The following is a 15,681-nucleotide window of genomic DNA, read 5'->3' as shown; positions in this document are numbered from 1 at the left end:
CGGATATGATTGGTGAATTAGGGCTGTTGTCACTGCTGGCGGCGGCGTCACTGGCGCTATTGCTCGGCTGTGTGCCCTTTATCGCGCTACAGGGGCGGCGGTTGCCACTGCTCTATTGGCTACCGTCGCTCAGCTATGGCGTGACACTCTTTATTTCACTGGCGCTGTTTTTACTGGGCGGCGGTTTTGTGACTGACGATTTCTCGCTGCTCTATGTGGCGCAGCACGCGAATACTCAGCTGCCGCTGTTTTACAAAATTGCGGCCATCTGGGGTGGGCATGAAGGCTCTATGCTGTTCCTGCTCTTGGCATTGAGTCTCTGGAGTGCCGCGCTAACCTTTTTCCGTCGCCATTTTCCGCTGCGTTTTTTTGCCCGCGCGCTTGGCGTGATGGGCTGGCTACTGCTGATTTTCACTCTATTTATCCTCTTTTTCTCCAATCCTTTTGAGCACTTATTCCCCACCCTGGCACAGGGGCGTGACTTAAATCCGATGCTGCAAGACTTGGCGCTGATCTTCCATCCTCCGCTGCTGTATCTGGGCTATAGCGGTTTTGCCATCAGTTTCGCTTTCGCCGTCGCGGCGCTGCTGGAGGGGCAAAGTGGTCAATCTATGGCGCGCTATAGCCGCCCGTGGGTATTGGCGGCCTGGAGCTTGCTGACCATCGGGATCTTGCTGGGCGCCTGGTGGGCGTACAGTGAATTGGGGTGGGGCGGCTGGTGGTTTTGGGACCCGGTTGAGAATGCGTCATTGCTGCCCTGGCTCACCGCAACCGCGCTACTGCATGTGCTGGCTATCAGCCAGCGGCGTGGCTTATATCCTCACTGGGGCACTCTGCTGGCGCTGGTCACCTTCCAGCTTTGCTTGCTCGGCACCTTTATCGTGCGCTCCGGCGTGTTGACCTCGGTACACGCTTTTGCCGTGGATACCGCCCGGGGCGAAGCTCTACTGCTGCTGTTTGGTGTCGTCACCTTAGCCTCACTGACGCTGTTTGCACTGCGGGTGAGGGGGGGCAGTCGCGCTGCTGATTTCAACCTGTTCTCGCGGGAAACCTTGCTGCTGGCGGCATTGGTACTGTTGAGTGTCGCGGCGGTGACGGTGTTGATTGGCACTTTATACCCCTTGATTTTCAGCTCGTTAGGCTTGGGATCTCTCTCTGTTGGCGCCCCTATTTTAATCAGACGCTCACCCCCTTTGTGCTGTTACTGCTGCTGTTGATGGGATTAATGCCCTTTGCTCAGTGGCAGCGAAGCGCCAAAACTGCCCTCTGGCGGCTGGCGCTCCCCGCCTTACTCGCCATCTTTGCGGCATTACTCACGGCCGGGCTGGGTGCATCACCGTGGCAAGCCGGGATGGTGCCGGGTGTCACGCTTGCCCTGTGGGCCTTGCTGGCCCCCCTATTTGCACCAAAAATAGCGTGGCGTTCCTGGCTGCTACATGGCGGTGTTGCCGTCAGCTTACTGGGGATGCTGTTTGCGTCGTATCACTCGGTGGAGCTGGGTAGCCGAATGTCTCCCGGCCAGCAGATCACGTTGGCGGGCTATCAGTTTACCTATCAGCAAACCGAGCTGCGGGTTGGCCCGAACTACACCAGCGAACGGGCGCACATCCTGGTTAGCCAACAGGGGCAACCGATAACCACACTATTACCAGAACGGCGGCGCTATAGCGTGCGTGAGGTATTGATGATTGAACCGGCGATCGCCAGTGGCCCTCTGGCCGATTTTTATGCCGTGTTGGGGGATAACCTGGGGGCCGGGGAGTATAGCGTGCGTTTGTATCATAAGCCGCTGGTGAGCTGGATCTGGGGCGGCGCGCTGATGATGGTATTGGGCGGATTGCTGGCACTTAGGCACCGAATTCAGCATTTCAATGACACGGCGGAGGATGAATGAGACAACGTTGGCCCTGGCTGATGGTTCCCTTGCTGGCTTTACTCTTAGGTGTGCTGCTTTACAGTGGTTTAAAGCGCGATCCTCATCGCATTGAATTAGCGGCAAAAGATCTGCCTTTTCCGGCGTTTTCACTCTCTGAATTGCAGCAGCCCACACAGCTCATCACGCGGGATCAACTGCTGGGTAAGGTCACGGTGATTAATGTCTGGGCCAGTTGGTGCGCCAGCTGCAAGCAGGAGATGGCGGTGCTCGGGCAGATCGCCAGTAGCATGCCAGGGGTACAGTTCTATGGGCTGAATTACCGCGATGAGCGCCAGTCGGCATTGAATACCCTCCAGCGTTATGGCAACCCTTACCAAAAGAGCCTGTTTGACCCGCAGGGCACCTTAGCACTGGCGATGGGGGTCTATGGCACACCTGAGACCTGGCTAATTGATGCCAATGGGATTATTCGTCAGCGCTATGCAGGAGAAATGACAGCAGCAGTATGGCAGCAGCAATTTATGCCGCTATTGGCGCAATGGGCAAACGCGGAGAGATCATGAAAATCATTTTGCTGATGCTATCACTGCTCATCACCCCTTGGGTGTTAGCCGATCTGGTCGACACCTACACCTTTAGTTCGCCGCAACGTCAGCAACAGGCATTGGCGCTGGCAAAAGAGCTGCGCTGCCCACAGTGTCAAAATCAGAACTTATTGGAGTCGACATCGCCCATTGCGCAACAGTTGCGGTTAGAGGTCTACCATTTGGTCGAAGCCGGGCATAGCTCGCAGCAGATAATGACCTCAATGACCGAGCGCTATGGGGATTTTATTCTCTATCAGCCGCCGCTGCGCAGTACCACACTGCTGCTCTGGTTTGGGCCTGGAGTGCTACTGATAAGCTTGTTGGGCGGGTTGATATTCAAAATACGCAGGCGGGCCGTCTCATCGACAAGAGGGGAGCGCTGATGGTGCTGGCAATCGGACTGGCGGCACTGCTGCTGCTGATCCTCATCGCGATATGGGGGCCATGGTTCGCGCAATATGGCCGCATCAGCTGGCGCTGGCCGGTGGGGTTTACACTGGTGGTGCTGGCCCTGACTCTTTTAGGCTATCAACAACTGGGTGGCTATACCCTGGTGCAGCAGGAGGGGCTGCGACAGCAAGAGGCCAGACGATTAAATAATATGCTGGATAAGCAGAGCAGTGACCCCACGTTATATCGCTTACAACAGCGCATCCGCCAATCCCCTGATAATGGTGCTGGCTGGTTTAGTTTGGCTCAACACTATTTATATCGTAATGAGTTTGACGATGCGCTGATCGCGTTGCAGCAGGCGGAGCATCTACAGGGGGCTAATGCCGCACTGGATGCGGCTCGCGCCACCATCTTGTATTACCAGTCGGATAAAAACATGACCGCTGATGTGACTTATTGGATACAGCAGTCATTGGCGAAAGATCCGTTGCAATACACAGCGCTAATGTTACAAGCGTCTGATAAATATAGAAATTCACATTATGCTGACGCCATCGCTATTTGGCAGCGGCTGCTGGATAGCGATAATCCTGAGGTCGATCGTGCGGTGATTATTCAAGCGCTAACATTAGCTCGGATGCTGCAAAAGGCCGCTTAAAACCTGCGCCTGGCCTAAATTGTGGGCAAAAAAAACCCTTACCAATCTCATTTGGTAAGGGATGCCAATTCGGCCAACACCAGGGAAACATTATAACCGTTGATTTATCATACGATTAATTTCGGTTACGGACATGACTTAAGTCAAGTTTATCAAAATTACATAAATAAGTTTAATGTTTATATGCGTAAAAAGAGAATTTATCCATTGTAATAGGTGAGTATCAGCCAGGAGAGTGTGCTATTTGTTTGATTTTTAAACGATATGGCGAGGGTGTGATCTTTAGCACATCATGCAGCAACATTATGTTTGCACTTACAGTACTGGGTATGTTGTCAAATAAGGTTAATAAATCAGCTATTGTCACTGTGTGATGGGGGGGTAGCGCAGGTTAGAGATTACAGCCATCTGAATGTAAAGACATCCAGATGGCGGGGTAAAACGGTACTATTGGACTTAAAAAGTCCCCTGGTATTGGCGAAATTATATTCTTTTCAGACTAACTTTCTTGGCATCTGTGCGCTAAGATATTAGTTCAATTATATTCAAAGCTAATTGTTTAAAGCAAAAACAGTTTAATTAACATGGGGCTATAATAATAGCTAACCTTAGGTCTAGCTTGCAAAACTATCCTTTGGTCTAGGTTTTTTATTTTTATCAGGCGGACTCGCCCCATTTAAGGAATATCTGCAACTCTATTTATACACTGATTTCTATTGAAAACAATGTGATAAAATTGTATTGTTGCGCAATGTATATAGTGAGTTTGGTTTGTTATGATAATTGATTATTTTGATAATGAAAGCATTAATGAAGACATAAAGAACTATATTCAAAGAAGAATAAAAGCTTATGGTGATCTTCGTTACTCTTATCTGGTCATGAATAAGAAAACACCATTGCACCCGGCTATTATTTCTAACTATCCATTGGATTGGATAAAGGAATATAAGAAGAATAGTTATCACCTTATCGATCCTGTTATTTTGACGGCAAAAGATAAAGTTGCCCCCTTTGCTTGGGACGACAATTCAGTTATCAATAAAAAATCAACTGATTCAGCGGTGTTTAATTTAGCGAGAGAGTATAATATCATTAATGGTTATACCTTTGTTCTGCATGATAATAACCATAATATGGCAACACTGAATATTTCCAATGGAAATGATGATAGTATTTATTTTGATGAAAGTATCGAAATAAATAAAGAAAAAATCCAAATGTTGCTGATTTTGACCCATGATAAAATGCTGGGGCTGTATCAAAAAAATAATAATGAAAACAAAGAGCTAGGGAGATCTGCTGCTGAAAGGGAGATATTCTCTCCACGAGAAAACGAGATTCTATATTGGGCTAGTGTCGGTAAAACCTATTCAGAAATCGCTATCATTCTGGGAATAAAAAGAAGTACGGTTAAATTCCACATCGGCAATGTAGTTAGAAAGCTAGGTGTTTTGAATGCCAAGCACGCAATTAGACTTGGCATCGAGTTAAAGTTAATCAAGCCTATTTAATGATATCAGGCACAGCTAATGGCCAGCTTTTCAGGATATCAGGCTCGACTTGATGTTTTCTGGATATTTTATTTATGAGTTTTTGTTGGCTATCAATATCAACACCCAGACTTAGAAGGTAAATAATTTCGTTCTTCTCTGATTCACCTTGATTTAATACAGTAATATTCCATCCAGAACGCTTCAGCAAGATATACATGCCCCGGCTTACAACGGTCAATATACCTTTATATCCACGACTTCTGGCATAATTAACCATCGCCAAAAACAGTATCGTGCTAAGTGAACTGTCATTACCGACCATATCTCGGACTAATGCTTTTTCAACAAAAAAACGGCTAGACTCGATAAAACCATCAATAGGTAAGTCAACATCGCTAAAGTAAGGCGAGAATGGCCCCGCAATCATCGTCGGGTATTTCATTTCAATAAATCGGACACTACATACAATCGTATCCTCTATTGTGCCTAATATATAATTGGTATTCTCATCATCATATTGATCACTTTCTCTGCCATCAATACAGGTTACTTTCCAATCTAACCGATCTTTAAAAGTTATTTTTCTCAGTGTGAAGATCTCGTCTAACTTTCTTTCAGGCATACTGTTAAAGTTTACGTTAAATAGTTTTAACATAATGAAAACCAAAGTTATTTAATTAAACCAGCATCGTACACGATCTTTGTTGGTCAGTGCAAACATTGAACGAGATTAGCTACTGTATGAATAACCAATTAATGTCATATTCACGGTACAATAATTCTACCAATCAGAAGGCTGCATACAATTCATTTTCAGTCAGTATGTTCTATTAGTGCGAAACCTCGGGGCAATTGAGCTGTTTTTAAGCGAAAAGTGACATCAGGCAAGACTTTTCGGCAGGGAATAGTTATAACGAAACATTATTCCATTTTTTTTGTTCGAAAAGGATGTTCGCGTGGACCGCAGTTCTCCGCTTTTTACCAATAAAAAATTTGTTTTCCTCGTGGCGAGCTTCTGTTGCCTCCTTTGGGGGAGTGCGTATCCCGCGATAAAAAATGGCTATGTGCTGTTTCATATTGCGCCTGATGATATTCCGAGCAAGATGGTATTTGCCGGTTATCGCTTTTTGTTGGCAGGATTGGTATTGCTGATGGTGGCGATGGCTAGCGGTAAGGCCATCGGCCGCCTCCAAAAGAGACAATATAGGCAGATAGTTATTCTGGGGCTAACACAGACCACACTACAGTATATCTTTTTCTATATTGGCCTGGCCTACACCACCGGGGTAAAAGGCTCCATCATGAATGCGACCGGGACATTTTTCAGTGTGCTGTTGGCGCACTACATTTATCAAAATGACCGGTTAACCTTCAATAAAGTTATTGGCTGCGCATTGGGTTTTGCTGGGGTAATGGTGGTGAACTTTGGTTCAGATTTAATGGATTTTCATTTTTCACTCATCGGTGAGGGATCGGTGGTGCTGGCTGCTTTCATTCTTTCCGCTGCCACTATTTATGGGAAGCGTATTTCGCAGACCATGGATACCACGATAATGACGGGCTATCAGCTGGCTATCGGCGGCTTGGTACTGACGGTCGGGGGCTATCTGTTTGGCGGTAATCTGGCTGACTTTGGCTGGCGCGCTTTGTTATTACTGGGGTATCTGGTGCTGTTGTCGTCAGCAGCGTTTGCGCTGTGGAGCTTATTACTGAAATATAATCGGGTGGGGATGGTAGCCCCATTTAATTTCCTCATCCCGGTATCTGGCGCTGTTCTCTCCGCCATCTTCCTCAATGAGAGTATTTTAGAATGGAAGTACGCCGTTGCACTGCTCTTGGTCTGTGTGGGGATCGTTTTGGTGAATAGAATTAAGCAGAGCAGAGTCTAGCGGCTATTACGATGGAGGTGAGTGCTAACCGGAATTTTATGAAAATAATTTCGGTTAGCATGGCTCAGTAGCTAGCAAAAATAATCAGGCTTTATCGGTAACGATTTTCACCCCAACCCGGATGACGCGATCAGACTCCATTTCGGCAATGGTCCAGGTCAGACCATCCCACTCAATCTGATCGCCGATAACCGGTTCGCCACCAAACAGATAGAGGACGAATTGACCCAACGTTTGTTGCTTGTCGATACCCGGTTCCAGATTGAGGCCATAGATCTGCGAAATATCGTCGAGTTTTGCATCGGCATCCAAAATAAAATCACCAAAGAAACGCTCATCTAACTGGATACTTGGGGACTGACTAAAGAGTTTCCCCAGTGCAGGTAAGTGATGTTCCTGACCAATGACGCACAGGATATCGCCCTCTTTTAGGCGGGTACTGCCGGTGGGGTGCAATAGATCTTTGCCACGGAACAGGGCGGCAATACGGGTTCCATGGGGCATCTCTAAATCGCGCAAGGCGGCACCGATACACCATTTGTCACAACTGAGCTGATAAATAAACTGTTCCCACTGATTATTCTTATCAATATCTAAGCCAATACGTGCCACGGGTGCCAGTGCGGGCGGCACCACCAATTTCGTTTTGCGTGCGGCAAATGAGAGACTGGTGCCTTGTAACAGTAGTGATACCAGCACCACAAAAAAGGCGACATTGAAGAATAAATTCGCATTGGGGATGCCCGCCATCATCGGGAATACCGCCAAAATAACCGGCACGGCACCGCGTAAACCCACCCATGAAATAAAGATCCGCTCGCGCAGATTAAAGCTTGGGAAGGGCAACAAGCCGATGAACACTGAGAGCGGACGGGCAAACAGAATCATCCACAATGAGAGGATCAAGGCTGGAATGGCAATCGGCAACAATTCGCTCGGGTTGAGCAGCAAGCCCAATACCAGAAACATACCAATCTGACTGAGCCATGCCAGCCCATCGAAGGTTTGCAATATGCCCGCGCGGTTGCGGATGGGGCGGTTACCGAGCAGCAGGCCGCAGAGATAGACCGCTAAGATACCGCTTCCGTTCATCGCGGTGGCAAGTGAGAAGACTAAAATCCCACCACTGACCGCCAGTAGTGGATACAGGCCATTCGCCAGCTCGATGCGGTTGATGAGCAGCAACAGTAATCCGCCCCCCCCCAGCCCGATCATAATTCCCAGGCCGAACTGCTGAATCAAGTGCACCAGGAACATCCAGCTCAGGCTGCTCTCGCCCGCTGAAATCATCGCAATCAAGGTGACGGTCAAAAATACCGCCATCGGGTCATTGCTGCCGGATTCAATCTCGAGTGTGGCACTGACACGCTCGTTGAGTCCTTTGCCGCCTAACAGTGAGAAAACCGCCGCCGCATCAGTCGAACCGATAATTGCGCCAATTAATAACCCTTGAATGATATCCAAATCGAATAACCAGGCGGCAGCCAAACCGGTTAGCCCGGCGGTAATTATCACGCCGACAGTGGCGAGAGAGAGAGCCGGCCAGAGGGCGACGCGGAAGGATGATGCACGGGTGCGCATACCGCCATCCAGCAGGATCACGGCTAATGCCAGGTTACTGACCAGATAGGCTGCGGGGTAGTTATCAAAGGCAATACCGCCAATCCCGTCAGTGCCAGCCAACATCCCGATAGCTAAAAAGATAACCAAAATAGGGATACCTAATCGCGATGAGAATGAGCTGAGTAAAATACTGGCTCCCACCAGCACCGCGCCGATCAAAAAGAGGCTATTAATAGTGATGGCGTCCAAAGTGGGAGTTCTCCTGATGTAATACGCAAACGAATGGGTGGCGAGTGAATGTTAATGAAAAATTATTATACACAGATTTTTCGGTTTCGATGGGAAGATATGACCTAATTCAATATGTTAAATCGCATTCCCCTGCGTCCTTGACGCCGCAGCGGTGTTGGCTGCACTCATGCGCCCGAATCACTTACCTGAGTAAGCTCATCGGGACTTATTCGTTTGCCGCCTTGCTGCAACGGCAATGACTTTGGGGATCTCCTGGGTTGACGCCGCAGCGGTGTTGGCTGCACTCATGCGCCCGAATCACTTACCTGAGTAAGCTCATCGGGACTTATTCGCTTGCCGCCTTGCTGCAACGCCAATGACTTTGGGGATCTCCTGGGTTGACGCCGCAGCGGTGTTGGCAGTCACATAATAGTTTGGGGATCGAAAGATAGGGCGCATACAGAGGGGGGGGGATTAAGGATCGCTCACCTTTAATCGCCCGACGGGGAATCAAGGGTGAGCGTTGGATGATAAAACTAGTCGCGTTTGAGTGTTGCCAGTACCCTTTTCAGCGCCTCAGTGGTCAGCGTTTTTTCTGGCTCAGGCAGACTATCGACAGAAAGTTGTGAAAGCTCATTGACCAAAACACTGCGATCTTTCCCAGTGATTGCACTGTCCAGTGCGCCGCTAAGACGACTCACCAGGGCGAGCAGGGTCGCAAACTCGGCAACTGCTGGCGTATCTGAGGTGGGATTACTCTCAATAGATTCTTGCTTATTCATCACAATTCCTCTTTTTGTTGTCACTGCAAGTGAAACAAATCCTGATAAGGAATCTACAGGATACTTGCTCTGAAAGCAGAGCGCACAGTGAGGCATTAGCCATCCCGCATCTACATGATGGTTGATCAGTGTAGCGGGTTTATCACAGTAGCGATATTCGGATATTAATATCGCTTAGCAATAACCTTATTCGTTTGAATAATAATTTGATTACGCTTTTTGCTGCGGCTTTCTGCCAGAAAACAAGTATTTAAGCACAGGAATGCGGCGATGAACCTCATACAGTGAAAATGAAATCAGGCAAACAAATACCATGCCTAAGAGAAATCCGAAGCCGTTATTGCCAATCTGTGGCGTAATAAATGCGCCATAAATCAAGGTCAATGGGTGATGCACCAGATAAATGAAGAGTGATGCGTTCACCAGATAGGTGATGTGAGGGGAGGGGGAATTTAATAGCTTATACCCGAGGGAGTAGATCACATTGGTCATGGTCACCCCCATCAATGCTTTGATGATAAGATCCAATTCAAAGACAAAAAATTCAGCACTATTAGCATGTTGGTTCACAACGTAAGCAGCAAATAGTATTAGTGAGGCCAACATCGCAGTGGGTGAAAACCGAAGAAATAGTTGTTTGAGTGGCGCATAGATAAAGCTGTAGGCACCAAGAAGAAAGAAAGGAAGATAAAACAGTGTCTCCATAACGGCGAAATTGAGGATGCTATTAAAGAGTATTTCAGGGTTAAGAAGATATATTACTCTGCGTATTACAGAATAAACTAATACAAATAGAAACACATATAGTGAGACTTTTCCTATGTTATTCATTCTCTTTATCAATATTGGGACTGTCGGTAGGCTATTCTTTATTCTTTTAAACAGATAAAAACAGATAATTGTCAGTAGAGCGAGTGTTAACAGAAACCACAAGTGCGAAACCAGCTCCCAAATAGCAATATTTATTTTTTGATAAATTGTAAATAAATTCCAATCTTGTAATTTGCTGGTGTAATTTTTGAGAAGGAAAAATTGTGGCAGCGTAATTAGCACCATGGCCGCCAGTAAAGGGATAACCACCCGCTCAAGGCGGACCTGTAGCCAGTGCTGGCGCTCATAGCGCTGATATAGCATGAACGAAAAATAGCCGGAAATAATAAAAAACACCTGCATACGAAAGGCGTGAATGAAGTCATTTAGCAGAGTAAATACCAGTGAGGGATGGCTGCTGTTTACCGCCCAATGATGACTGGAGTATATAAGAGAAAGATGAAAAGGAATGCCGAGTAACATCAAATAGGCGCGAATAGCGTCTAGAAAGTACTCCCGCTGGTTAGTGTTTTTTTTCATACTTATTCGCAAGTTGTTATCGAAAATAGAATAACGTGTCGGTTTTTGACCAGCATATTTTTTATAGTAAGCACATCGCTGATAACGTTATACGTTATTAATGGATCAGTACGGCGAGAAACACTACTATAAGGGTTAATAATTTTCCATCGCGTATTTTAGCATGGCTCGTGGCTTAGCCACTGGTTTGCACAATAAGCTGGCAGTATAACTCCGGACATCACCGCTACCTGAGCTTATCTGCCTGACCTGTTGGATAAATCGTCAATAATTTGGCTGTTATGATTTAGGGGGAGATGTGCGAGTTAATATTTTTTCAAACGTGAATAAAATGTCAAAAGGGTCACGGCCAAACAGTGCCGGATGGTTAGGGCTGACTCTTTTGTTGTCGCTATTGGCCTCTCCGGCAATGGCTTTTTCGCTAGATGATGTGGCAAAACAGGCGCAGGCACTGGCGGGGAAAAGCTTCGAAGCACCGAAAAGTAACCTGCCATCGCAATTTCGCGAAATGAAATTTGCCGACTATCAGCAGATTCAGTTTAACCATGATAAGTCCTATTGGAGCAAACTGGATACGCCATTTAAGTTGGAGTTTTATCATCAGGGCATGTATTTCGACACGCCGGTGCAGATTAATGAAGTCACCGCGACCAGTGTTAAACCTATCAATTACAGCCCCGATTATTTCAACTTCGGTTCGGTGAAGCACGATCCTGATTCAGTTAAAAATCTCGGCTTTGCCGGTTTCAAAGTCCTTTATCCGATTAATAAAGCGGATAAAAAAGATGAAATCGTCAGTATGCTCGGTGCTAGCTATTTTCGCGTGATTGGTAAAGGTCAGGTTTATGGTCTTTCGGCGCGCGGGTTGGCGATTGATACCGCCCTGGCTTCCGGTGAGGAGTTCCCGCGCTTTCGTGAGTTCTGGATTGAGCGACCAAAACCCAATGATAAACATCTGGTTATCTATGCGTTGCTAGACTCCCCGCGTGCCACCGGCGCTTATAAATTTGTTATCTATCCGGGCCGCGATACCACTATTGATGTGCAGGCCAAAGTTTTCTTGCGCGATAAAGTGGAGAAATTGGGCATTGCACCATTAACCAGTATGTTCCTGTTTGGCCCAAGCCAGCCGTCGGCGGTGTTGAATTATCGTCCGGCATTACATGATTCCAACGGCCTTTCTATTCATGCAGGTAATGGTGAATGGATTTGGCGGCCACTGAATAATCCAAAACATCTGTCGGTCAGCACCTATACGATTGAAAATCCGAAAGGGTTTGGTCTGCTGCAACGTGGCCGCGAATTCTCACAATATGAGGATTTAGATGACCGCTACGATCTGCGTCCAAGTGCCTGGGTTGAACCGCGTGGCGATTGGGGCAAAGGTAAAATCGAGCTGGTGGAGATCCCAACGGCCGATGAAACCAACGATAATATCGTGGCGTTCTGGTCACCTGATCTGTTGCCGGATGCGAAAAAATCACTCGATCTCAACTATCGCCTGCACTTCACCCGCGATGAGGATAAGTTACATTCAGCTGATGTGGCCTATGTTAAACAGACTCTGCGCTCAACCGGTGATGTGAAGCAGTCGAATTTGATTCGTCAACCCGACGGCAGTGTGGCGTTCCTGATTGATTTTGTCGGCCCGTCGCTGAAAGCGCTGGATGAGAGTACGCCGTTGGCTTCGCAAGTCAGTATTGATGATAACGGTGAACTGATCGAGAACAGTGTGCGCTACAACCCGGTCACCAAGGGCTGGCGTTTGACACTGCGGCTGAAAGTTAAGGACGCTAAAAAACCAATAGAGATGCGCGCGGCGCTGGCTAACGGTGATAAAACTCTGACTGAAACCTGGAGCTATCAGCTACCTGCCAATGAATAAGTCAACTCAATCTCCTGTACAGGACTATATCACGGAGTTGCCCCTGACGGCGCAGCAACAAGAGGCACTGCGTGATGCTCTCCCAACAGATGTGCTACTCGATAGCACGCCTGATGCCATGTTGCGTTTGCATCAACAATTGGCGGCCAGCACCGCTGAAAGTGCCACTTTTAGTGCACAGGAGGGTGCATTGGCGTCAGTCAATGCCCGTCTGCAAGCCGCATGGCCGGACGCCGTAAAGGGCGATAATGTGTTGGGGCAAGACAGTGAAGGGCGCACGGTTATCCATGCCACGCCCCCCATCAAGCGCACCAGCATGGCACCGCAGGCCTGGCGAACCAATCCGGTCGGGCGTTTTTGGGATTCAATGTTGGGCCGCAATCCGGTGTCACGTGAGCAAACAGATGAGCAGGCCGCAGCGGAGAAAAAGTGGCGCAGTGTCGGCTCTCTGCGGCGCTATATATTGCTGATATTGATTGTGCTGCAAACTGCCATTGCTACCAGCTATATGAAGACCATCCTGCCTTATCAGGGCTGGGCGCTACTCGATCCTTTCGAGATCTGGCAGCAGAACTGGCAAGTTTCCGTGTTGCAACTGCTGCCCTATTTACTGCAAACCGGCATCCTGATCCTGTTTGCCATTCTGTTCTGCTGGGTGTCGGCGGGTTTCTGGACTGCGCTGATGGGCTTTTTGCAACTACTGATTGGCAAAGATAAATATAGCATCTCCTCCACCATCAAAGGGGATGAGGCGCTCAATCCGGCCCACCGGACGGCGCTGATTATGCCAATCTGTAATGAGGACGTGGCGCGGGTGTTTGCCGGTTTGCGCGCCACTTACGAGTCCGTCGCGGCGACCGGTCAGCTTGAGCACTTCGATATCTATGTGCTGAGTGACAGCTATGATCCCGATATCTGTGTCGCGGAGCAGAAAGCCTGGCTGGAGCTGTGCCGTGATGTTGAGGGCCATGGCCGCATCTTCTATCGCCGCCGTCGCCGCCGGGTGAAACGCAAAAGCGGCAATATTGATGATTTTTGCCGTCGTTGGGGCGGCCAGTACAGCTATATGGTGATTCTGGATGCCGATAGCGTGATGAGCGGTGAGTGCTTGACCGGGCTGGTGCGGTTGATGGAGGCCAATCCGAATGCCGGCATCATTCAGTCTGCGCCGAAAGCTTCCGGTATGGATACCCTCTACGCGCGCATTCAGCAGTTTGCGACGCGGGTTTATGGCCCCCTGTTCACCGCCGGTTTGCACTACTGGCAGTTGGGCGAATCCCATTACTGGGGCCATAACGCCATTATCAGGGTGAAACCTTTTATCGAGCACTGTGCTCTGGCCCCGCTGCCGGGGGAGGGGTCGTTCGCCGGCTCCATCCTGTCCCATGACTTTGTGGAGGCTGCATTAATGCGCCGCGCCGGCTGGGGGGTGTGGATAGCTTATGATCTGCCGGGCAGTTATGAAGAGTTGCCGCCTAACTTGCTGGATGAGCTAAAACGTGACCGCCGCTGGTGTCACGGTAACCTGATGAACTTCCGCCTGTTCTTGGTGAAGGGGATGCATCCGGTTCACCGCGCGGTGTTCCTCACCGGGGTGATGTCCTATCTCTCTGCGCCGCTGTGGTTTATGTTTTTGGTGCTCTGTACCGCGCTACAAGCGGTGCATACCCTGATGGAGCCGCAGTACTTCCTGCAACCGCGTCAGCTGTTCCCGGTCTGGCCGCAGTGGCGACCAGAGTTAGCCATTGGGCTGTTCTCCACCACCCTGGTGTTGCTGTTCCTGCCGAAGCTACTCAGCATCATTCTGATCTGGGCCAAAGGGGCGAAAGAGTATGGCGGGGCGATTCGGCTGCTGCTGTCGATGCTGGCAGAGATGCTGTTCTCGGTACTGCTGGCCCCAGTGCGGATGCTATTCCACACCGTATTTGTGGTCAGCGCCTTCCTCGGCTGGTCAGTGCAATGGAACTCGCCGCAGCGTGATGATGATGCCACGCCGTGGAGTGAAGCCATGGTGCGCCACGGCCCGCAACTGCTGCTGGGCTTGGTGTGGGCCGGCGGTGTTGCCTGGCTGGATCTGCGCTTCCTGTGGTGGCTATCGCCCATCGTCTTCTCGCTGATCCTCTCTCCGGTGGTTTCGGTGCTCTCCAGTCGCCGGACTCTGGGGCTGGCCAGTAAGCGCGCTAAATTGTTCCTGATCCCGGAGGAGTGCCATCCGCCGCAGGAGCTGCTGGCGACGGAAACCTATCTGAAGCTGAACCATCAACGGGCGCTGAGTCATGGCTTCCTGGCCGCGGTAATGGACCCATCCTATAATGCCCTCGCCAGTGCCATGGCCACCGCCCGTCACCAGCGCCGTGCAATTATCGAGCAGGTTCGCGCCGAGCGTGTGGCGCAGGCACTGGTTGCCGGGCCGGATAAATTGGCTAAAAATCAGTGTTTAGTGCTGCTCAGTGATCCGGTATTGATCTCAGATCTGCACCAGAAAATCTGGCAGCAGCCGGAGCAGTATCAAGTCTGGAGCGGCTATTATCGCCAACGGGTGCATAATCAGCAGGCACTCCCCGCCGCGAAGTAACGGCAACAGAGTGATTGTCATGTGGACTAAAAACGGGCATACATTGGTATTGCCCGTTTTTTTGTTCTGCGAAGCTAAAAGAGTGATTACGTGAATCTCATCGTTAAACTGATACAACGCCCCAATATCATCCTCCGCACGCTCTTACTGGGGCTGGGGATTATCCTGCTGTCAGGGTGTGGCAGCATCATCAGCCGCATCGTGCCGGGGCAGGGCCATGGGCACCAGTACTATCCCGGCGTGCAGTGGGATATGCGGGAGGGGGCGTGGAAATACATCACGGTGATTGACGTGCCGCTGTCAATGATTGTTGATACTTTTATGCTGCCAATTGATGCCCAGCATGGGCCATATGAGTAGTGTCAGGTGCCGAGTTTAGGCACTGATTAGGTGATA

Annotated in this window: 12 protein-coding genes and 1 pseudogene; 9 read left to right on the top strand and 4 right to left on the bottom strand. The window is 49.2% G+C overall.

Annotated elements, in window-relative coordinates; translation table 11 throughout:
• Positions 1–5 precede the first annotated feature (5 nt).
• From HRK25_RS20410 to HRK25_RS17780, 5 genes and pseudogenes are all read left to right on the top strand, one after another.
• Positions 6–1,894, top strand: a pseudogene (locus HRK25_RS20410) (heme lyase CcmF/NrfE family subunit).
• Positions 1,891–2,439, top strand: coding sequence for a DsbE family thiol:disulfide interchange protein (locus HRK25_RS17795; protein WP_032898992.1), 549 nt, complete (start codon positions 1,891–1,893; stop codon positions 2,437–2,439). Before HRK25_RS20410 ends, HRK25_RS17795 begins: the two are co-directional and overlap by 4 nt.
• Positions 2,436–2,846: a heme lyase NrfEFG subunit NrfF gene (gene nrfF, locus HRK25_RS17790; RefSeq protein ID WP_032898993.1), complete on the top strand. Its 411-nt coding sequence runs from the start codon at positions 2,436–2,438 to the stop codon at positions 2,844–2,846. The genes HRK25_RS17795 and nrfF overlap by 4 nt, the downstream gene beginning before the upstream one ends.
• A complete protein-coding gene (locus tag HRK25_RS17785; protein WP_005279238.1) occupies positions 2,846–3,514 on the top strand; it encodes a TPR domain-containing protein in 669 nt (222 codons plus the stop codon). The genes nrfF and HRK25_RS17785 overlap by 1 nt, the downstream gene beginning before the upstream one ends.
• A gap of 776 nt (positions 3,515–4,290) precedes the next feature.
• The gene (locus tag HRK25_RS17780; protein WP_005279240.1) at positions 4,291–5,028 is read left to right on the top strand and encodes a helix-turn-helix transcriptional regulator; all 738 of its coding nucleotides are present in this window, start codon (positions 4,291–4,293) and stop codon (positions 5,026–5,028) included.
• Here the strand turns inward: HRK25_RS17780 and HRK25_RS17775 are convergent.
• The gene (locus tag HRK25_RS17775; protein ID WP_032898994.1) at positions 5,021–5,665 is read right to left on the bottom strand and encodes an acyl-homoserine-lactone synthase; all 645 of its coding nucleotides are present in this window, start codon (positions 5,663–5,665) and stop codon (positions 5,021–5,023) included. The genes HRK25_RS17780 and HRK25_RS17775 overlap by 8 nt on opposite strands.
• Positions 5,666–5,966: 301 nt before the next feature.
• Here HRK25_RS17775 and HRK25_RS17770 point away from each other — a divergent pair, with 301 nt between their 5' ends.
• Positions 5,967–6,899 carry a DMT family transporter gene (locus HRK25_RS17770; protein ID WP_032898995.1) on the top strand — a complete coding sequence of 311 codons (933 nt, stop codon included), beginning with the start codon at positions 5,967–5,969 and terminating at the stop codon, positions 6,897–6,899.
• 84 nt (positions 6,900–6,983) lie between these two features.
• Here the strand turns inward: HRK25_RS17770 and HRK25_RS17765 are convergent, their stop codons facing one another.
• From HRK25_RS17765 to mdoC, 3 genes are all read right to left on the bottom strand, one after another.
• Entirely contained in the window at positions 6,984–8,711 is a 1,728-nt protein-coding gene (locus HRK25_RS17765; RefSeq protein ID WP_005279243.1) for a potassium/proton antiporter, read from the bottom strand.
• Positions 8,712–9,229: 518 nt separating this feature from the next.
• Positions 9,230–9,475: a hypothetical protein gene (locus tag HRK25_RS17760; RefSeq protein WP_005272965.1), complete on the bottom strand. Its 246-nt coding sequence runs from the start codon at positions 9,473–9,475 to the stop codon at positions 9,230–9,232.
• Positions 9,476–9,685: 210 nt separating this feature from the next.
• The gene (mdoC, locus tag HRK25_RS17755; RefSeq protein ID WP_005272967.1) at positions 9,686–10,825 is read right to left on the bottom strand and encodes a glucans biosynthesis protein MdoC; all 1,140 of its coding nucleotides are present in this window, start codon (positions 10,823–10,825) and stop codon (positions 9,686–9,688) included.
• Between the two features lie 331 nt (positions 10,826–11,156).
• On the opposite strand from mdoC, the gene HRK25_RS17750 reads away from it, so the two are divergent.
• The 3 genes from HRK25_RS17750 (at position 11,157) to HRK25_RS17740 (ending at position 15,645) form a co-directional block, all read left to right on the top strand.
• Positions 11,157–12,710 carry a glucan biosynthesis protein G gene (locus HRK25_RS17750; RefSeq protein WP_032897430.1) on the top strand — a complete coding sequence of 518 codons (1,554 nt, stop codon included), beginning with the start codon at positions 11,157–11,159 and terminating at the stop codon, positions 12,708–12,710.
• Positions 12,703–15,285 carry a glucans biosynthesis glucosyltransferase MdoH gene (gene mdoH / locus HRK25_RS17745; RefSeq protein ID WP_050413682.1) on the top strand — a complete coding sequence of 861 codons (2,583 nt, stop codon included), beginning with the start codon at positions 12,703–12,705 and terminating at the stop codon, positions 15,283–15,285. The genes HRK25_RS17750 and mdoH overlap by 8 nt, the downstream gene beginning before the upstream one ends.
• Positions 15,286–15,375: 90 nt before the next feature.
• On the top strand, positions 15,376–15,645 hold the full coding sequence (locus tag HRK25_RS17740) for a YceK/YidQ family lipoprotein (RefSeq protein ID WP_005272976.1): 270 nt from the start codon (positions 15,376–15,378) through the stop codon (positions 15,643–15,645).
• Positions 15,646–15,681: the final 36 nt, after the last annotated feature.

It is taken from the genome of Yersinia bercovieri ATCC 43970, assembly GCF_013282745.1.
Taxonomy (GTDB): domain Bacteria; phylum Pseudomonadota; class Gammaproteobacteria; order Enterobacterales; family Enterobacteriaceae; genus Yersinia; species Yersinia bercovieri.
Note: the sequence above shows the minus strand (reverse complement) of the source record. Positions and strands in the feature narration are given on the sequence as shown.

What these genes read in the sequence shown, in the direction of transcription:
- HRK25_RS17795 (WP_032898992.1), top strand. Translation starts at nt 1,891, where the DNA reads ATGAGACAACGTTGGCCCTGGCTGATGGTTCCCTTGCTGGCTTTACTC.
- nrfF (WP_032898993.1), top strand. Translation starts at nt 2,436, where the DNA reads ATGAAAATCATTTTGCTGATGCTATCACTGCTCATCACCCCTTGGGTG.
- HRK25_RS17785 (WP_005279238.1), top strand. Translation starts at nt 2,846, where the DNA reads ATGGTGCTGGCAATCGGACTGGCGGCACTGCTGCTGCTGATCCTCATC.
- HRK25_RS17780 (WP_005279240.1), top strand. Translation starts at nt 4,291, where the DNA reads ATGATAATTGATTATTTTGATAATGAAAGCATTAATGAAGACATAAAG.
- HRK25_RS17775 (WP_032898994.1), bottom strand. Translation starts at nt 5,665, where the DNA reads ATGTTAAAACTATTTAACGTAAACTTTAACAGTATGCCTGAAAGAAAG.
- HRK25_RS17760 (WP_005272965.1), bottom strand. Translation starts at nt 9,475, where the DNA reads ATGAATAAGCAAGAATCTATTGAGAGTAATCCCACCTCAGATACGCCA.
- mdoC (WP_005272967.1), bottom strand. Translation starts at nt 10,825, where the DNA reads ATGAAAAAAAACACTAACCAGCGGGAGTACTTTCTAGACGCTATTCGC.
- HRK25_RS17750 (WP_032897430.1), top strand. Translation starts at nt 11,157, where the DNA reads ATGTCAAAAGGGTCACGGCCAAACAGTGCCGGATGGTTAGGGCTGACT.
- mdoH (WP_050413682.1), top strand. Translation starts at nt 12,703, where the DNA reads ATGAATAAGTCAACTCAATCTCCTGTACAGGACTATATCACGGAGTTG.